General features: G+C 57.7%; 14 protein-coding genes and 1 tRNA gene. 6 read left to right on the top strand and 9 right to left on the bottom strand.

The features are described 5' to 3' along the window. Window positions 1-43: 43 nt before the first annotated feature. Genes cyoD through cyoA form a run of 4 tightly spaced genes read right to left on the bottom strand, consistent with a single transcriptional unit; the run spans window position 44 to window position 4,246 of the window. On the bottom strand, window positions 44-448 hold the full coding sequence (gene cyoD / locus GAO09_RS23270) for a cytochrome o ubiquinol oxidase subunit IV (protein ID WP_153358220.1): 405 nt from the start codon (window positions 446-448) through the stop codon (window positions 44-46). Beyond that, window positions 445-1,071 (bottom strand): cytochrome o ubiquinol oxidase subunit III, encoded by a 627-nt coding sequence (cyoC, locus tag GAO09_RS23265; RefSeq protein WP_153358218.1) that lies wholly within the window; start codon window positions 1,069-1,071, stop codon window positions 445-447. Before cyoC ends, cyoD begins: the two co-directional genes overlap by 4 nt. Further along, complete coding sequence (cyoB, locus tag GAO09_RS23260) at window positions 1,068-3,071, bottom strand: cytochrome o ubiquinol oxidase subunit I (protein WP_153358216.1); 2,004 nt, start codon at window positions 3,069-3,071, stop codon at window positions 1,068-1,070. The genes cyoC and cyoB overlap by 4 nt, the downstream gene beginning before the upstream one ends. A 47-nt stretch (window positions 3,072-3,118) precedes the next feature. Continuing rightward, window positions 3,119-4,246 (bottom strand): ubiquinol oxidase subunit II, encoded by a 1,128-nt coding sequence (gene cyoA / locus GAO09_RS23255; RefSeq protein ID WP_153358215.1) that lies wholly within the window; start codon window positions 4,244-4,246, stop codon window positions 3,119-3,121. A 329-nt stretch (window positions 4,247-4,575) separates the two neighbouring features. Between cyoA and GAO09_RS23250 the strand changes: the two genes are divergently transcribed. Together GAO09_RS23250 and GAO09_RS29715 are read left to right on the top strand one after the other, a co-directional pair. Then, on the top strand, window positions 4,576-5,919 hold the full coding sequence (locus GAO09_RS23250; protein WP_153358213.1) for an MFS transporter: 1,344 nt from the start codon (window positions 4,576-4,578) through the stop codon (window positions 5,917-5,919). Between the two features lie 386 nt (window positions 5,920-6,305). Further along, on the top strand, window positions 6,306-6,650 hold the full coding sequence (locus GAO09_RS29715) for a helix-turn-helix domain-containing protein (RefSeq protein ID WP_209018806.1): 345 nt from the start codon (window positions 6,306-6,308) through the stop codon (window positions 6,648-6,650). Between the two features lie 280 nt (window positions 6,651-6,930). Here GAO09_RS29715 and GAO09_RS30270 read toward each other — a convergent pair whose 3' ends face one another. The 5 genes from GAO09_RS30270 to GAO09_RS23225 all read right to left on the bottom strand — a co-directional run bounded on the left by GAO09_RS30270 (window position 6,931) and on the right by GAO09_RS23225 (window position 11,950). Then, the gene (locus GAO09_RS30270) at window positions 6,931-7,065 is read right to left on the bottom strand and encodes a hypothetical protein (protein ID WP_274379779.1); all 135 of its coding nucleotides are present in this window, start codon (window positions 7,063-7,065) and stop codon (window positions 6,931-6,933) included. 215 nt (window positions 7,066-7,280) lie between these two features. After that, window positions 7,281-7,595, bottom strand: coding sequence for a GCG_CRPN prefix-to-repeats domain-containing protein (locus tag GAO09_RS23240; protein ID WP_153358212.1), 315 nt, complete (start codon window positions 7,593-7,595; stop codon window positions 7,281-7,283). A 195-nt stretch (window positions 7,596-7,790) separates the two neighbouring features. After that, window positions 7,791-7,867: transfer RNA gene (locus GAO09_RS23235), tRNA-Pro, on the bottom strand. Between the two features lie 236 nt (window positions 7,868-8,103). Then, window positions 8,104-10,383, bottom strand: a complete 2,280-nt coding sequence (locus GAO09_RS23230) for a polysaccharide biosynthesis tyrosine autokinase (protein WP_153358210.1) — start codon at window positions 10,381-10,383, stop codon at window positions 8,104-8,106. A gap of 262 nt (window positions 10,384-10,645) precedes the next feature. Continuing rightward, window positions 10,646-11,950, bottom strand: a complete 1,305-nt coding sequence (locus tag GAO09_RS23225) for a UDP-glucose dehydrogenase family protein (RefSeq protein ID WP_153358209.1) — start codon at window positions 11,948-11,950, stop codon at window positions 10,646-10,648. 689 nt (window positions 11,951-12,639) lie between these two features. Here GAO09_RS23225 and rfbC point away from each other — a divergent pair. The 4 genes from rfbC (at window position 12,640) to rfbA (ending at window position 16,112) form a co-directional block, all read left to right on the top strand. Next, window positions 12,640-13,197 (top strand): dTDP-4-dehydrorhamnose 3,5-epimerase, encoded by a 558-nt coding sequence (gene rfbC, locus GAO09_RS23220; protein ID WP_153358207.1) that lies wholly within the window; start codon window positions 12,640-12,642, stop codon window positions 13,195-13,197. Between the two features lie 18 nt (window positions 13,198-13,215). After that, window positions 13,216-14,271 carry a dTDP-glucose 4,6-dehydratase gene (rfbB, locus tag GAO09_RS23215; protein WP_153358205.1) on the top strand — a complete coding sequence of 352 codons (1,056 nt, stop codon included), beginning with the start codon at window positions 13,216-13,218 and terminating at the stop codon, window positions 14,269-14,271. Window positions 14,272-14,276: 5 nt separating this feature from the next. After that, window positions 14,277-15,152: a dTDP-4-dehydrorhamnose reductase gene (rfbD, locus tag GAO09_RS23210; RefSeq protein ID WP_153358204.1), complete on the top strand. Its 876-nt coding sequence runs from the start codon at window positions 14,277-14,279 to the stop codon at window positions 15,150-15,152. A 75-nt stretch (window positions 15,153-15,227) separates the two neighbouring features. Continuing rightward, a complete protein-coding gene (gene rfbA, locus GAO09_RS23205; protein WP_153358202.1) occupies window positions 15,228-16,112 on the top strand; it encodes a glucose-1-phosphate thymidylyltransferase RfbA in 885 nt (294 codons plus the stop codon). Window positions 16,113-16,177: the final 65 nt, after the last annotated feature.

Here is a 16,177-nt window from a genome sequence, read left to right as displayed (position 1 = left end):
AAGAAAAGGGCGGCCGAAGCCGCCCTTTGAAGACTTGAGCCCGTCAGGGCAGGTTTCGCATCATCTCAGGCGACATCTGCGGCATCATGTTGGCGTTCAGGTGGTACATCACCCACAAGGAACCGGCGAGCGCAATGGCGACGATAACGATCGTGAAGATCAGCGCCATCATCGTCCAGCCGCCTTCCGACTTGGTGTTCATGTGCAGGAAGTACACCATGTGAACAACGATCTGGATGGCGCCGAGGATCATGATCGCAGCGACCAGAGCGGCCTTGCTTTCGATGACCTCGCCCATGACCAGCCAGAACGGGATCGCCGTCAGGATGACCGACAGGACGAAACCGATCACGTAGCTTTTCAGCGAACCGTGGCTGGCCTCATGACCGTGGCTGTGGGCGTGATGCGCATCGTGTGCATCTTCGTGCGAAGGGGCGTTAGAGCTCATCCGACTACTCCCATGAGATAGACAACAGAGAACACGCCGATCCAGACGACGTCGAGGAAGTGCCAGAACATCGACAGGCACATCAGGCGACGGCGGTTTTCCGGGATCAGGCCGCGCTTGGAGACCTGCACCATCAGCGTGATCAGCCAGATGATGCCGAAGGTGACGTGCAGACCGTGGGTACCGACCAGCGTGAAGAAGGCCGACAGGAAGGCCGAACGCTGCGGCGTCGCACCCTCGTGGATCAGGTGGTAGAACTCATAGAGTTCGAGACCCAGGAAGGCCAGACCGAACAGGCCGGTGATGCCGAGCCAGAACAGCGTTTCCGCCTTGGCGCCGCGCTCCATCTGCAGCATCGCGAAACCGTAGGTGATCGACGAGAAAAGCAGCATCGCGGTGTTGATGGCGACGAGCTTCAGGTCGAACAGGTCGGCCGGCGAAGGGCCGGCCGCATAGTTGCGGCCGACGACGGCATAGGTGGCGAACAGCACTGCGAAGATCAGGCAGTCGCTCATCAGGTAGAGCCAGAAACCCAGATTGGTAGAATTTTCCGGGTGGTGGTCTTCCGTCAGGTAGAATTCCGGCTTTTCAGCCGTCTGTGTGTTGATCTCACTCATGGTCATGACACCTGCTTTGCAAGCAGTTCAGTGCGCTTGCCTTCGGTCGCGATGACTTCTTCCACCGGAATGTAGAAATCACGATCGTAGTTGAAGGTATGGGCGATGGAGACTGCGATGATGCCGACGAAAGCGACGATCGCGAGCCACCAGATGTACCAGATCAGGGCGAACGCCAGGACGACGCTGAGACCGCTGAGGATGGCACCCGTGCCGGTGTTCTTTGGCATGTGGATCTTGCGGAAGCCTTCGGTCGGGCGAACGTAACCGCGCGCCTTCATGTCATCCCAGCTGTCATGGTCGTAGACAACAGGGGTGAGCGCGAAGTTGTAGTCCGGCGGCGGCGAAGAGGTCGCCCATTCGAGTGTGCGGCCGTTCCACGGGTCGCCGGTGACGTCCTTCAGCTGTTCGCGCTTGAAGTAGCTGACGACGAGCTGGATGACGAAGGAGGCGATGCCGATCGCGATCATACCGGCGCCACAGGCAGCGATGATGAACCAGATCTGCAGGGACGGATCTTCGAACTGCGAAACACGACGGGTAATACCCATAAGACCGAGAACGTAGAGCGGCATGAAGGCGAAGAAGAAGCCGATCTGCCAGAACCAGAAGGACATCTTGCCCCAGAAAGGATCGAGCTTGTAGCCGAATGCCTTCGGGAACCAGTAGGTGACGCCTGCCATCAGGCCGAACAGCACGCCGCCGATGATGACGTTGTGGAAGTGGGCGATGAGGAAGAGCGAGTTGTGGAGCACGAAGTCGGCCGGCGGAATTGCCAGCATGACGCCAGTCATGCCGCCGATGACGAAGGTGACCATGAAGCCGACCGTCCAGTACATCGGAACTTCGTAACGGATACGGCCGCGATACATCGTGAACAGCCAGTTGAACATCTTCGCGCCCGTGGGGATCGAGATGATCATCGTGGTGATGCCGAAGAAGGCGTTGACCGATGCGCCCGAACCCATGGTGAAGAAGTGGTGCAGCCATACGAGGTAGGACAGGACCATGATCACACAGGTTGCGTAGACCATCGAGGCATAACCGAACAGGCGCTTGCCGGAGAAGGTCGCAACGACTTCGGAGAAGATACCGAAGGCAGGCAGGACGAGGATGTAGACTTCCGGGTGACCCCAGATCCAGATCAGGTTCACGTACATCATCGGGTTACCGCCGAGGTCGTTCGTGAAGAAGTTGGTACCGACGTAACGGTCGAGCGACAAGAGCACGAGGGTTGCGGTCAGGATCGGGAAGGTGGCGACGATCAGGATGTTGGTGCAAAGCGAGGTCCAGGTGAAGACAGGCATCTTCATGAACGACATGCCCGGAGCGCGCATCTTGACGATGGTGGCGATCAGGTTGATGCCGGACAGCGTCGTTCCCACACCGGCGACCTGCAGGCCCCATATGTAATAGTCGACACCGACGCCGGGGCTGTAATCCGCGCCCGAAAGCGGCGGATAGGCCAGCCAGCCGGTGCGTGCGAATTCACCAACGAACAGCGAGATCATGATGATGATCGCACCTGCCGTCGTCATCCAGAACGAAAAGTTGTTCAGGAAGGGGAAGGACACGTCACGTGCGCCGATCTGCAACGGCACGACATAGTTCATGAAACCAGTCACGAACGGCATCGCCACGAAGAAGATCATGATCACGCCGTGGGCGGTGAAGATCTGGTCGTAGTGATGAGAGTTGAGGTAACCCTCGTTGCCGTTGAAGGCAATCGCCTGCTGGATACGCATCATGATGGCGTCGGCAAAACCGCGGAACAGCATGATGATGGCGAGGATGATATACATGATGCCGATCTTCTTGTGATCGACGCTGGTAACCCAGTCCCGCCACAGCGGAACCCACCATTTCATGTAGGTGATCAGACCGAGCACGGCGATACCGCCGAGCACGACTGCTATGAAAGTCATGATGACAATTGGTTCATGGGGTATGGCATCAAGTGTGAGCCGCCCAAAGATCCATTTGGCAAGATCAGGATTGGAGAACATGGAGTAACCCGTTCATTGATTTCTTAAAGGGACGCAACGCGCCAGATTCAATTGCTGTTGAGCTGAGCCGGTGCCGGCGTCCCATTGTTGTTTTCGACCGGTGCCGAATGACTTTCGTGCGGAGCCGCTTCGCTGCGAGCCGGTTCGCCGGTGGCCGGAACGGTGTCACCCATGCCGGAACCGGTGCCGTGGCCGACTTCGCCAGCGTGGCGGTTGTCGTATTTCAGCTTTTCGCGGTTCTCGTGGCTTTCGACGCCAGCACCGCCCATCATGTCGATATGCATCATTTCGTTCATGCACATCTTGCCGGGCGTGGCGCACATGTTGAGAACGCGGCTGTAAAGGCCATCCTCGACGGTGGCGAAATAACGAACCGGTTCGCGCTCGGAAGGCTTTTCGAGTTTCAGGTAGGCGTCGCGGCTGAGCGCGGTGCCGTTCTGCTTGACGCGGGCGATCCAGCCATCGAAGCCTTCATTGGTCACGCCATGGAACTTGAAGCGCATGTGGGAGAAACCTGCGCCCGAGTAGTTGGCCGAAAGACCGTCGAACACGCCTTCCTTGTTGATGACGGCGTGCAGCTTCGTTTCCATGCCCGGCATGGCGTAGATCATGCCTGCCAGCGCCGGAACGTAGAAGGAGTTCATGACCGACGAAGCGGTGATCTTGAAGGTGATCGGACGATCGACGGGAGCCGCCATCTCGTTGACGGTTGCGATTCCGTATTCGGGATAGAAGAACAGCCATTTCCAGTCGAGCGCAACGACTTCGACTTCGAGCGGCTTGGTGTCGGCCGGGATCGGGCGCTCTGCATCGAGCCGGTCCAGCGGACGGTAGGGATCGAGCTTATGGGTGCTGATCCAGGTGATGGCGCCGAGTACGATGATAATGGCCAGCGGCGCCGACCAGATCACGACTTCGAGGCGCGTCGAATGATGCCAATTGGGCTCATACCGCGCCTTGGTGTTCGAATGGCGATAATGCCAGGCGAAATACAGGGTCAGGAAAAGTACCGGTACGATGATGAGGAGCATCAGGAGTACGGATACGACGATGAGATCCCTCTGCTGCGCCGCAATATCCCCCGAGGGCGACATGACAACCATATCGCAGCCAGCAAGGGCGAGTGGGACGGCGAGCGCACAGAGGCGAGATACAAGCTTCAACAACCTGGGCATCTTTCTGTTCGAAATTCGCATTTGTTTATTTTGACTAATGCAGCGTCGCCGTAGCCTCTATGAGGTGTTTCGTCGCATCGCAACAAAAAATGCGCTTCTGCAAGGGAACGAACGCTGCCAAAAATCATTGCATGAGGCAGAAGCCCCACACTGCAGACGTTTTCCAATTAAGGCGGGAATAGGGCAAAGCCAAGGCGAAAGCGGTTTTGAAATTAGTCAAATAATCTAAATTCGCATGTCTTTTTAAGAATGTGCTTGATTGCCGAGCCTATTCGCCGACATCATCACTTTATTGGTACCGGAATTGAAAGCGAAGGAGGACGCAATTCATGACCGTTGTCGCAATACCCTCGTCGACGTCTGCCGAAAACGACGTCAGGCACATGCATGAGGACAAGCCGGTCTCGCCAGGCAATATCGCCATCGGCGTCGTTATCGGTCGCATGTCCGAATTCTTCGACTTCTTCGTTTATGGCCTCGCATCCGTTCTGGTGTTTCCGCGTCTGGTGTTTTCGTTCGCACCCGATCCGGTGACTGCAACGCTTTATTCATTCGCCGTGTTCTCGTTGGCATTCCTTGCCCGCCCGGTCGGCTCGGTCGTGTTCATGTGGATCGACCGCGTCTATGGTCGCGGCACCAAGCTGACGATCGCGCTTCTTATCCTCGGTGGCTCGACTGCATCTATCGCCTTTCTGCCCGGTTACGAAACCGTCGGCATGTGGTCTGTCGCTCTTCTGGCACTGTTCCGAATGGGCCAGGGCTTTGCGTTGGGAGGCGCATGGGATGGTCTGGCGTCGCTTCTGGCGATGAATGCGCCAAAGAACCGGCGCGGCTGGTATGCGATGATCCCGCAGCTCGGTGCGCCCATCGGCTTTGCCATGGCCAGCATGTTGTTCGGCTATTTCGTCGCCAACCTGTCCGATGCGGACTTCCTGAGCTGGGGCTGGCGTTTTCCTTTCTTCGTGGCGTTTGCCATCAACGTCGTGGCGCTGTTTGCGCGGCTTCGCATCGTTGCCAGCAAGGAGTTCGGCACGCAGTTGGAAAACCACGAGCTGGAAGCCCAGCCGATCCTGAAGACGATCAACAAGCATGGACGCGATATCCTGCTCGGGGCCTTCGTGCCGCTGGCGAGCTTTGCCATGTTCCATCTGGTGACTATCTTCCCGTTGAGCTGGGTGACGCTCTACGGTGGTCAGTCGCCAGCAGGATTCCTGTTCGTTCAGGTTGCCGGTGCCGTGGTCGGCGTGATGACGATCATCCTATCGGGCATGCTGGCCGACCGCATCGGCCGTCGTGGTCAGTTGATGATCGGTGCCATCATCATCGCCATCTTCAGCTTCACCGCGCCTTTCCTGCTCGATGCCGGTCCGGCCGGACAGGATGCGTTCATCATCATCGGCTTCGGTATTCTCGGCCTGTCTTTCGGCCAGGCATCCGGTTCGGTGTCGTTCCGCTTCAGCCAGGGCTATCGTTACACCGGCGCGGCGTTTACGTCAGACCTTGCATGGTTGCTGGGTGCCGGTTTTGCGCCGCTCGTTGCGCTTGGTCTTGCCAGCAATTTCGGTATCATCTTCATCGGTGGTTACCTGATTTCCGGTGCAATCTGTACGCTGGTTGCTCTCGGCCTCAGCCGGGCGCTGGACACTAGTTCGGATAGCGCCGGCACGGTTTGATCATTGCATGCAGACATATGAAAAAGCCCCGGTGGGTAACCACCGGGGCTTTTTTTATGAGAGAAGCAAAGCGGCTGATCAGGCTTCACCGGGAGTGAAGCCCAACAGATAAATGCCGGCAATCACGATTGCGATGAAAAAAATGGTCAGCACGAACTTGACCATGCCGCGGCGGGCTTCCGGGTGATTGTTCTGCATGAAGCTGCTCCTCGCTGTTGAAACCTTCTGCCCCCGAAGCGGCTTTGAAGTATCAACCCATCGGTGGCGAAGAAGTTCCGCAGCCAGCAGCGCGAGACCTCATGCTGAGCATGACTTTCAAATAATTGCCAAATATTGCTCGCCTTTGCGATAGGTCAGAAATACCAAAAAAGGTCAGGCTATCGATTTTGGCAGGATCGAAGGTCGATACGGACAGTCTTGCGGAAGCGATACGCGCATTATTCCTTTTAGCATATCCGGGATTATCAATGAATTCTCGCTGCACCTATCCCGTTTTTTCAGGCAGCCGCGTCTCTCGTCACTTCGGTCGAATGACGGAAGGGAGAACAAGGGAGGCGCTCCTGAAAAACAGCGACCTGCCGATCACCAACGTAGCGCTGGATCTTTCCTACGCGGATGCGAATTATTTCTGCAAGGCGTTCAAGAAGGAGGTGGGAATTTCGCCTTCAGAATATCGGAGACGGTTTCAGAAACACGTTGATGGTGCCGGTAATGTGGAGACGGCTACGTAACGCAGGATACCCATCGTTTGCTGACGACGGACGGGGGCAGGTCGCCCCCGACATGCGATTGGCCGCCCTATGGCGGGCTGTCGACAGGTTCAGCTTCCCAACCAGAAAGGCATGGATATCCATGCTGCAATAATGGTCGCGCCGAACACCCATCCGAAAACTTCAAAACGTAGTTTGTCGTTCATGGCCGCTCCTTTACCGAGCGACATATAACTCGCGATCACCTTGAAGTTTAATCACTTAGTGCAACATTGCGTTACAAATCACACTGATTTCCAGGTCAACCTGTGGCGAACCGGACCATCAGCGATCCAATATGCGCGGATGCTTCCGTCACGCTCGGATAGGCCCACAAAAACCAGCGGGCGGTTAAGACGGCGGTGGCCAATATACCCATGACAATCCAGGGCTTCATGAAGGTGCTCCATCACGTCAGGTGACATTGGTCAATATCGGGTGTGTCTTTTGCGGTTGCAAATTTCTCCTCATCACAATCACGGGAGGACGTGGGGCGAGGCTTGAGCATAAGCGTGTTTAAAAAATCCGGATTTCGCCTCGTTCCATCTCCCGTTGGTGTGGCGGATCGTGATTGCCAGAAAAAAGCCCTTCCGTTTCCGGAAGGGCTTCTCGTTACCAATCGCGATAGTCGCGATAATGCCGATCATGGCGGCGCTCGCGCCATTCCCGACGCTCGCGGCGATCACGCCATTCGCGCCGGTCGTGCCAATGGTCGTGTCGGTGCCAGCGACGTTCATAACGCGGTGGTGGTCTGTTGGGACGGCAGACGCCCCGTGGAGACAGGCGATAACCGCGTCCGCAATAATAATCGACATTCTGTACCGTCGAAGCCATCGGCGCTGCCGGTTGGCCGATTGGCATCGCATTGGCGCTACTGCCGAGCAGCATCCCGAAAATCATCCCGGCGCTCAAGATCAATCCGCGCATCTCATATCCCTCCTTGTTCGGGTAGGGGGATTTGGCGCCTCGGCCGGTGAACCGTGAATGAATGAAAAATGATCGTTTCGTGGCTTTTATCAGTCACTTCCGGGGCTGCAAAACCGATGCGCTGCGGCAAATTACGTCTGCCCGGTCACACCGGCCAGAAACGAAAAAACCCCGCATGAGCGGGGTTATTCTGGCTGGTCGGAGTGGCAAGATTCGAACTTGCGACCCCCACGTCCCGAACGTGGTGCGCTACCAGACTGCGCTACACTCCGTGGCCAGCGGGGGTTTCTATAATAGAGGCTCTTGTCTCGCACAAGCGGTAAAGCGAATAATTTTCGTATTTTTTATGACAGGATTTCGCACGCCGTCGTGTAGCCCTGGAAAACAAGGTGTATGCGGGATTCTGCAGCAAGCACAAAGGCTTGGCTGTCCTGCTGTTTGTCAAATCGCCAGCTGCCGCGACTGAGTGGCATGCATGCCGACGGTCGTTCGGAGCCCCGCGCGGGGCTCACTTCTCATGATAATAACTGGAAAACTGGCTGTGATAATACTCGTTCGAGCCGTGCTGGCCGTAGAGTTTCATCTTTTCCATATCGACCTTGTTGAGAATGACGCCGACGCATTTGGCGTGCAGTTCGGCATCCGAAAACAGTGTGTTGCGCACCACGGCCGGGGAGGTCTCTCCCCATTTCACCACCATCACGATGGAATCCAGCATGGGGCCGATGGCACGGGCATCGACGACTGCGCCGAGCGGCGGAAGGTCGACGATGATGTAATCGAAATTGCGGCGCAGCGTTTCCATGATCCGGCCCATGACCGGCGACGCCAGCAGATCCGACGAATGCGGCACGCGGCGGCGCACCACCGCCGGCAGGAAGGCAAGCCGCGTCTGCGGATCGAACATCAGCGTCTGGTCGAGCGGCTCGTTATTGGTGAGCGTTTCGAGGATGCCGCGTTCGGCATGTTGGCCAAGCGCCCGCGTGGCGCCGGGATTACGCAGGTCGGCGTCGAGCAGAAGCGTGCGGGCACCCTGCATGGCCAGCAGGCCAGCGAGGTTGGCGGAAACCGTCGTCTTGCCTTCGCCCGGCAAGGCCGACACCACGCCGATCACCTTGGCACCTTGGCCGGAGAAGGACAGGTCGGCGGCGATCTTGGCACTGCGCAGCGTCTCGGCGAATTGCGACAGCGGGTGGTCGACGCAATAACGATAGGCATTGTTGAGCGGACGGATGACGCCAGGGCGTGCCGGCTCACTGCTGTTGGCTGGTGCGCGCACATCGGTGATGAGGGGGGCGAGGCCGAGATATTCGAGGCCCAGCTGGTCGCGCACTTGGTCGCCGGTGCGGAAGAAGCGGTCGCGGAATTCACGGAAACCGCCGATCGAGGCGCCGACCATCAGGCCGAAAAAGGCAAACAGCACCATCAGCATCGGCTTGTTGGGCTTGCTCGGCTTCAGCGGCGGCGTCGCTTCCGTGATCACGCGAGCCTCGGTGACCGGGAAGGATTGCTGTTGCATCGCTTCCTGATAACGCGCGAGAAACGTCTGGTAGAGGTTCTTGTAGCTGTCGGCGGAGCGCTCGAGCTCGCGCAACTGCACCTGCGTTTCACCGGCCATGGCCGAGACGGAGGTGAGGCTCGCGACATTCTCCTCCAGCGATTTCTGCTTGGCGCGGGCGACATCGAGCTCGCTCTGATAGCTTTCGGCGATACGGCCCAGTTCGCCGAACATCTGCTGTTCGTACTGTTCCATTTCTCCGCGCAGGCGGATGGCCTGAACATGGTTTTCGCCGAATTTCTGCGAGATCTCGGCTTCCTTGCGCGATGCGGTCAGATATTTGTCGCGCAGGTTGGCGGAGATCGAATTGACCAGTGCATCTGTGACCAATGCATCGGAGCGGCGTTCGTTGACGATGGTCTGGATGCGGTTGTATTTCGCCTGGGCACGCGCGGTGTCGGCCTGCGCCACGATCAGCGAACTGTTGATTTCGGAAAGCTGCTGTTCGTTGACGAGCAGTCCATCCTTGGCGGAGATCAGGCCATTGTCGCGGCGGAATTTCTGCACGGCCAGATCCGAATCCATCACCTGCTGCTTCAGCTCGGTAAGGCGCAGCTCCAGCCATTCGCTGGCGCGGCGGGTGGATTCGAAACGGGCGTTGAACTTATCTAAGAGATAGGTGCTGGCGTAGGTGTTGGCGATCTGGGAGGAAAGCTGCGCCGAGGCGGATGTGTAACCCAGATTGATGACATAGGACTGGCCGCTGCGAGCAACCGCCATGTTGCCCTGCAGGATGGTGCGGGCGATCGTTCTGTTGTCTTCCGCCACCTCTTCTTCAGAGCGGAACCATCGGGCGACATTGAGCGGCCCGAGCAGTTTGCCGATCGAAAAGCCGGATGCGCCCATGAAGGCTTCGTTCTGGGTGAGGTTCAGCTTGTCGATCACAAGGTCGGCAACGCTGTCGGACTTGATGATTTCCAGCTGACTGAGGATGGTTGCCTCGTCATCTACGGTGACACGCGATTGGTTCTCGCTCATGTCGGACATGACGCCGCTATTGCCGCGATCCATGATCAGGCTGGTATAGGCGGTGAATTGCGGCACGGTGGTCGATACATAGGCAAAGCCGAGGCCTGCGAAGACGACGACCATCGCCGCCATGATCAGCCATTGACGACGGATCATCGCAATGATCGCGTCGAAATCGATCAGAGTAATTTCCGGATCGTCCCCTCCTTGACCAAACGGACCCTGGGCCTGCTGGAAGGAGAGCTGGTCTGGTACCCTCATCAAGTGCTCCTCATGGTCCCGGAACGATTTTGGCGTTCCACCCGCACGCATGCGGATCAGGGATCTGGGTTTCGCCTGGCAGCCGCATGTGCTGCCCACGTCAGTCTGGTCTTCCATAAGAGAGGCAATCATCATGCCATCTCTGACGAAATTAAGGAAATGGCCCCGGCAATGCCAAAAGAAACATGCCGGGGCCAATTTTCTCAATGCTGTGCCGTTTGCCGGGCAGCTTTCAAAGGCTGCACAGACCGGTGATTTCGGCTCAGTTCAGGCCGATGCCGTGATAGGCAAAACCGTGCTTGGCGACTTCTGCCGGACGGTAGATGTTACGCAGGTCGACAAGGATCGGGCTTTTCATCATGCCCTTGGCGCGCGGCAGGTCAAGCGCACGGAACTGGTTCCATTCCGTCACGATGACGATGGCATCCGCATCGGCGATCGCGTCATAAGGACCGGCGACATAGTCGATGCCTGCGATCAGCTTCTTGGCGTTTTCCATGCCTTCCGGATCATAGGCGGCAACGGTCGCGCCACCGTCCTGCAGGGTCTGGATCACTGCAATCGCAGGGCTATCGCGCATGTCGTCGGTGTTCGGCTTGAAGGTGAGGCCGAGAACGGCGATCTTCTTGCCGCGCACGTCGCCTTCGAGTGCCGAGATGACCTTGCGGCCCATGGCGCGCTTGCGGTTGTCATTGATCGAAATCGTGGTCTCGATCAAGCGCATCGGGCTTTCATGGTCCTGCGCGGTCTTTGCGAGCGCCAGCGTATCCTTGGGGAAGCAGGAGCCGCCGTAACCCGGGCCGGCATGCAGGAATTTTGCGCCGATACGGCCATCGAGACCGATGCCGCGCGAAACATCCTGCACATTGGCGCCGACCTTCTCGCAGAGATCGGCGATCTCGTTGATGAAGGTGATCTTCATGGCGAGGAAGCCGTTGGCGGCGTATTTGATCAGCTCGGACGTGCGGCGTGCGGTGAAGAGAAGCGGTGCCTGGTTGAGGTAGAGCGGGCGGTAGACTTCGGTCATCACGCCGCGGGCGCGGTCATCGTCAAGGCCGATGACGATGCGGTCAGGACGCTTGAAGTCCTCGATGGCCGCACCTTCGCGCAGGAATTCAGGGTTGGAAACAACGGCGATATCGGCGTTCGGATTGGCTTCCTTGACGATGCGCTCAACTTCGTCACCGGTGCCGACCGGCACGGTGGACTTGGTGACGACGACGGTAAAGCCGGAGCAATGCTCGGCGATTTCCTTCGCAGCGGCATAGACATAGGAAAGGTCTGCGTGACCGTCGCCGCGACGCGACGGCGTGCCGACGGCGATGAACACCACGTCGGCATCCTTGACGCTGTTCGGCACATCCGTGGAGAAGGTGAGGCGGCCGGATTTCACGTTTTCAGCGACGATCTGGTCGAGACCCGGCTCGTAGATCGGCATGATGCCTTTTTCGAGCGCGTCGATCTTGGACTTGTCTTTGTCGACGCAGATGACGTCATGGCCGAAGTCGGCAAAGCAGACGCCGGAGACGAGACCGACATAGCCGGAACCGATCATGGTGATACGCATATTCCCTCGCGTGTTAGGACTAGGTTGATGCTGCAGCGCGGCATTATTGTGTCATATTGTGTTTCAGGACAACGACAAAAAGCCACTTTCTGACAGAGAATTCGATTGTGGGCGCCACCATAGCTGGGGCGTAAGTCCATTCTTTCAATCCGCCTTCTTAATCGAGTTGGCCCGTCAGGCCAAATTAACCCTTGCAGCGTGACTTTTCTGCCGCAAAATCAGCGAGCTGAACAATGCTCACATTGTCGAAGTCTTTTATGTCTTTGATACAAAAATGTTTTATTTGCGTCCTATGATCTCGGCAGGGTCGCTTGATGAAGCGAAAGGCAATCTGCACCAGTGAACAGAAATTCACCTTTGTTTCCAATTATGGTCGGTTTTTAAATATCTGAGTAACCCTTGCCATCTGCTTTTCCATGCCTAATTCCGGCCGGCGGGTGGTGAAGAAAGGGTGAAGGACGAAAGTTGACAGGCAGACAGAAAATGTTGCTTTGCAGCATGAAAAGTGCAAACTTGCCGCCATGGCAATTGCTGGATGCAACGAATTCAAGCTGCCGGAATGCCCCTGATATGGGGACTTTCGGAAACTGACAATTCTCGAGAGGCAAGCGCATCTTTATGTCGAATGCCTCCTGTTCTGAATGCCTTTTTCTGCCAAAAGGGATTCTCATGAAACTGATGGGTGCGTGATGAAGATCGAACGATTGCCGCTGGCCGGACTGGCCAAGATTATTCCGACACGACTGGGCGATCACCGCGGGTATTTTGCGGAGGTTTTCAAGGATGGCTGGTTCCGCGAAAATGTCGCGGATGTGGATTTCGTGCAGGAAAATGAATCGCTGTCGGCAGCTGTCGGTACGGTGCGCGGCCTGCATTTCCAGCTGGAACCGTTTGCCCAGGGCAAGCTGGTTCGCTGCCTTGCCGGCAGCATTTTTGATGTCGTCGTCGATATTCGCGTCGGTTCCCCGACCTATGGGCAATGGTATGGTGCTGAGCTTTCCAAGGCAAACGGTGAGCAGCTTTGGGTTCCGGCCGGTTTTGCCCATGGTTTTGCCACGCTCGAGCCGGACAGTGTCATCTTCTACAAGGTGACGGCGCCCTATAGCGCGGAAAACGATCGCGGTCTTCTGTGGAATGATCCGGAAATCGGCATCGAATGGCCGTTGCTGCTCGACAATGCGATCCTGTCCGACAAGGATATGAAGCAGCCGAAGCTGGCGGATCTGCCGCCTTCTTTCCAATATTGATGAGCACGGAGTAGACCCATGCGTATTCTCGTTACCGGTGGTGCAGGTTTTATAGGCTCGGCCCTCGTGCGCCATCTCGTCAAAAATGTCGGCGCCGAAGTGCTCAATGTCGATAAACTGACCTATGCCGGCAATCTCGCGTCGCTCACGGAGATCGAGGGCGCCTCGAACTACCAGTTCCTGCAGGCCGATATCTGCGATCTGCAAAAGATGTCGGAGGCGATGAATTCGTTCAAGCCTGACCGGATCATGCATCTGGCGGCGGAAAGCCATGTCGACCGTTCGATCAGCGGTGCTGCCGATTTCGTGCAGACCAATGTCATGGGCACGTTTTCGCTGCTGGAGGCGGCGCGTCATTACTGGAACGACCTTTCGCCGGCCCGCAAGGAAGCCTTCCGCTTTCTGCATGTTTCGACCGACGAGGTTTATGGCTCGCTGGGTGACGAAGGCCTGTTTGAGGAAGTCACGGCTTACGATCCATCGTCTCCATACTCCGCTTCGAAAGCCGCGAGTGACCATCTGGCGATCGCCTGGCACCGCACCTATGGCCTGCCGGTCGTGGTGTCGAACTGCTCCAACAATTACGGGCCCTATCATTTCCCGGAAAAGCTGATCCCGCTGATCATTCTGAACGCCATGGATGGCAAGCCGTTGCCGATCTATGGCGAGGGCGTCAACATCCGCGACTGGCTTTATGTCGAGGATCACGCACGCGCGCTCGACCTGATCGCCTCGCGCGGCCGTCTCGGCGAGAAATATAATGTCGGCGGCCGCAACGAGCGTCGCAATATCGATGTCGTCAAGCGCATCTGCTCGCTGATGGACGAGTTGCGTCCGAAGGCGACGCCGCATGCGGATTTGATCACCTATGTCACCGACCGTCCGGGCCACGATGCGCGTTACGCCATCGACGCCACCAAACTGGAAACGGAACTGGGTTGGAAGGCGCAAGAGAATTTCGACAGCGGTATCGAGCGCACCGTGCGCTGGTATCTCGACAATGAATGGTGGTGGCAGCCGCTGCGCGAAGGCGTCTATTCCGGCGAACGTCTCGGCGTTCTGAAAAAGGGTTGATGCGCATGCGGATTGCCGTGACAGGAAAACAGGGGCAGGTGGTGACCGCGCTGATCGAGCGTGGGCAGCAGGCCGGTGTCGAAATCGTCGCCGTCGGCCGGCCGGAACTGGATCTGGCCGATCCGGCATCGATCCGCCGGGTGCTTGCCGAACTGAAGCCGGATGCCATCGTCTCGGCGGCCGCCTATACGGCGGTCGACAAGGCCGAAAGCGAACCGGAACTGGCCTTTGCCGTCAACGCCAAGGGTCCGCAGGCGCTGGCCGAAATTGCCAACGAGCTTTCCATTCCTGTCGTGCATCTGTCGACCGATTACGTCTTTCCCGGCGACAAAAACGGCGTCTATCTGGAAACCGATGCCACCGGTCCTGCCTCCGTCTACGGCCAGAGCAAGCTTGCGGGCGAGGAAGCGATTGCGGCGACGACGCCCAATCATGCCATCCTGCGTACCGCCTGGGTCTATTCCCCCTTCGGGGCCAATTTCGTGAAGACGATGTTGCGGCTGGCGGAAACCCGCGATGCCTTGAATGTCGTGGCCGACCAGCACGGCACGCCAACCAGCGCACTCGATATCGCCGATGCGGTGATCGTGGTCGCCAAACGTCTGGCGACGGATAGCGATCCGAGCCTGCGGGGTGTCTTCCATCTGACCGGCAGCGGCGAAGCCACCTGGGCGGATTTCGCCGAGGAAATCTTTGCGGGTCTGCAGGCGAAAAGCGGCAAGGCCGTCTCTGTCGGCCGCATCACCACGGACGAGTATCCGACGCCGGCCAAGCGGCCTGCCAATTCGCGGCTGTCGACGGAAAAACTCGCCAAAACCTACGGCATCGTGCTGCCGGACTGGAAGCAGTCCACCAAGGTTGTGCTCGACCGCCTTCTCTAACGATCGGTGCGAACTTGGTTCGCGCCTGACGCATTTGTGCCCGAAGCAAGCGGGCCTGACAGTAAGGGAAAAAGCATGAAGGGTATCATTCTCGCCGGCGGCTCCGGCACGCGGCTTTATCCGATCACCATGGCCGTCTCCAAGCAGCTGATGCCGGTCTATGACAAGCCGATGATCTATTATCCGCTGACTACGCTGATGCTGGCCGGTATCAAGGAAATCCTGATCATCACCACGCCGCATGACAACGAGGCGTTCAAGCGCCTGCTCGGCGACGGCAGCCAATGGGGCATTTCGATCGAATATGCGGTGCAGCCGACCCCGGACGGTCTGGCGCAGGCCTTCATCATCGGTGCGGATTTTGTCGGCTCCAATCCGTCGGCGCTGATCCTCGGCGACAACATCTATTACGGTCACGGCCTGCCGCAGCTGATGCGCCCGAAAGACGGTACGGACAAGGGTGCGCGCGTCTTCGCCTACCACGTGACCGATCCCGAGCGTTATGGCGTGGTCGAGTTCGACGGCAAAATGAAGGCGCTGTCGATCGAGGAAAAGCCAGCCCAGCCCAAGAGCAACTGGGCGGTCACCGGTCTTTATTTCTACGACGAACAGGTCATCGACATTGCCGCCAACCTGGCGCCTTCGCCGCGTGGCGAACTTGAAATCACCGACGTCAACCGCATCTATCTCGAGCGCGGCCAGCTTTCGGTGGAACTGATGGGCCGTGGTTATGCCTGGCTCGATACTGGCACGCCGGACAGCCTGCTCGATGCTGCCGATTTCGTCGCTACACTGGAAAAACGTCAGGGCTTCAAGATCGCCTGCCCGGAAGAAGTCGCCTTCCGCATGGGCCATATCGATGACGCGCAGCTTGAAAAGCTCGCCGTCAAGCTCGGCAAGAGCGCCTATGGCCAGTACCTGATGAAGCTCGCCAAGACCAAATACGACCTGGGTTTTTGAGACCTGAAACCTGGAGAATTTCGCCCTTTGGGAGGAGGGCGGTCCGACCGGCAAAAAGCAATCCG

This window comes from Endobacterium cereale, from assembly GCF_009617585.1.
Taxonomy (GTDB): domain Bacteria; phylum Pseudomonadota; class Alphaproteobacteria; order Rhizobiales; family Rhizobiaceae; genus Neorhizobium; species Neorhizobium cereale.
This window is presented reverse-complemented; position numbering and strand designations above follow the sequence as displayed.

Coding starts and splice junctions, on each gene's coding strand:
- rfbD (WP_153358204.1), top strand. CDS start 14,277: ATGCGGATTGCCGTGACAGGAAAACAGGGGCAGGTGGTGACCGCGCTG.
- GAO09_RS23240 (WP_153358212.1), bottom strand. CDS start 7,595: ATGCGCGGATTGATCTTGAGCGCCGGGATGATTTTCGGGATGCTGCTC.
- rfbC (WP_153358207.1), top strand. CDS start 12,640: ATGAAGATCGAACGATTGCCGCTGGCCGGACTGGCCAAGATTATTCCG.
- cyoB (WP_153358216.1), bottom strand. CDS start 3,071: ATGTTCTCCAATCCTGATCTTGCCAAATGGATCTTTGGGCGGCTCACA.
- cyoC (WP_153358218.1), bottom strand. CDS start 1,071: ATGACCATGAGTGAGATCAACACACAGACGGCTGAAAAGCCGGAATTC.
- GAO09_RS23230 (WP_153358210.1), bottom strand. CDS start 10,383: ATGAGGGTACCAGACCAGCTCTCCTTCCAGCAGGCCCAGGGTCCGTTT.
- cyoD (WP_153358220.1), bottom strand. CDS start 448: ATGAGCTCTAACGCCCCTTCGCACGAAGATGCACACGATGCGCATCAC.
- GAO09_RS23250 (WP_153358213.1), top strand. CDS start 4,576: ATGACCGTTGTCGCAATACCCTCGTCGACGTCTGCCGAAAACGACGTC.
- rfbA (WP_153358202.1), top strand. CDS start 15,228: ATGAAGGGTATCATTCTCGCCGGCGGCTCCGGCACGCGGCTTTATCCG.
- GAO09_RS30270 (WP_274379779.1), bottom strand. CDS start 7,065: ATGAAGCCCTGGATTGTCATGGGTATATTGGCCACCGCCGTCTTAACC.
- GAO09_RS23225 (WP_153358209.1), bottom strand. CDS start 11,950: ATGCGTATCACCATGATCGGTTCCGGCTATGTCGGTCTCGTCTCCGGC.
- cyoA (WP_153358215.1), bottom strand. CDS start 4,246: ATGCCCAGGTTGTTGAAGCTTGTATCTCGCCTCTGTGCGCTCGCCGTC.
- rfbB (WP_153358205.1), top strand. CDS start 13,216: ATGCGTATTCTCGTTACCGGTGGTGCAGGTTTTATAGGCTCGGCCCTC.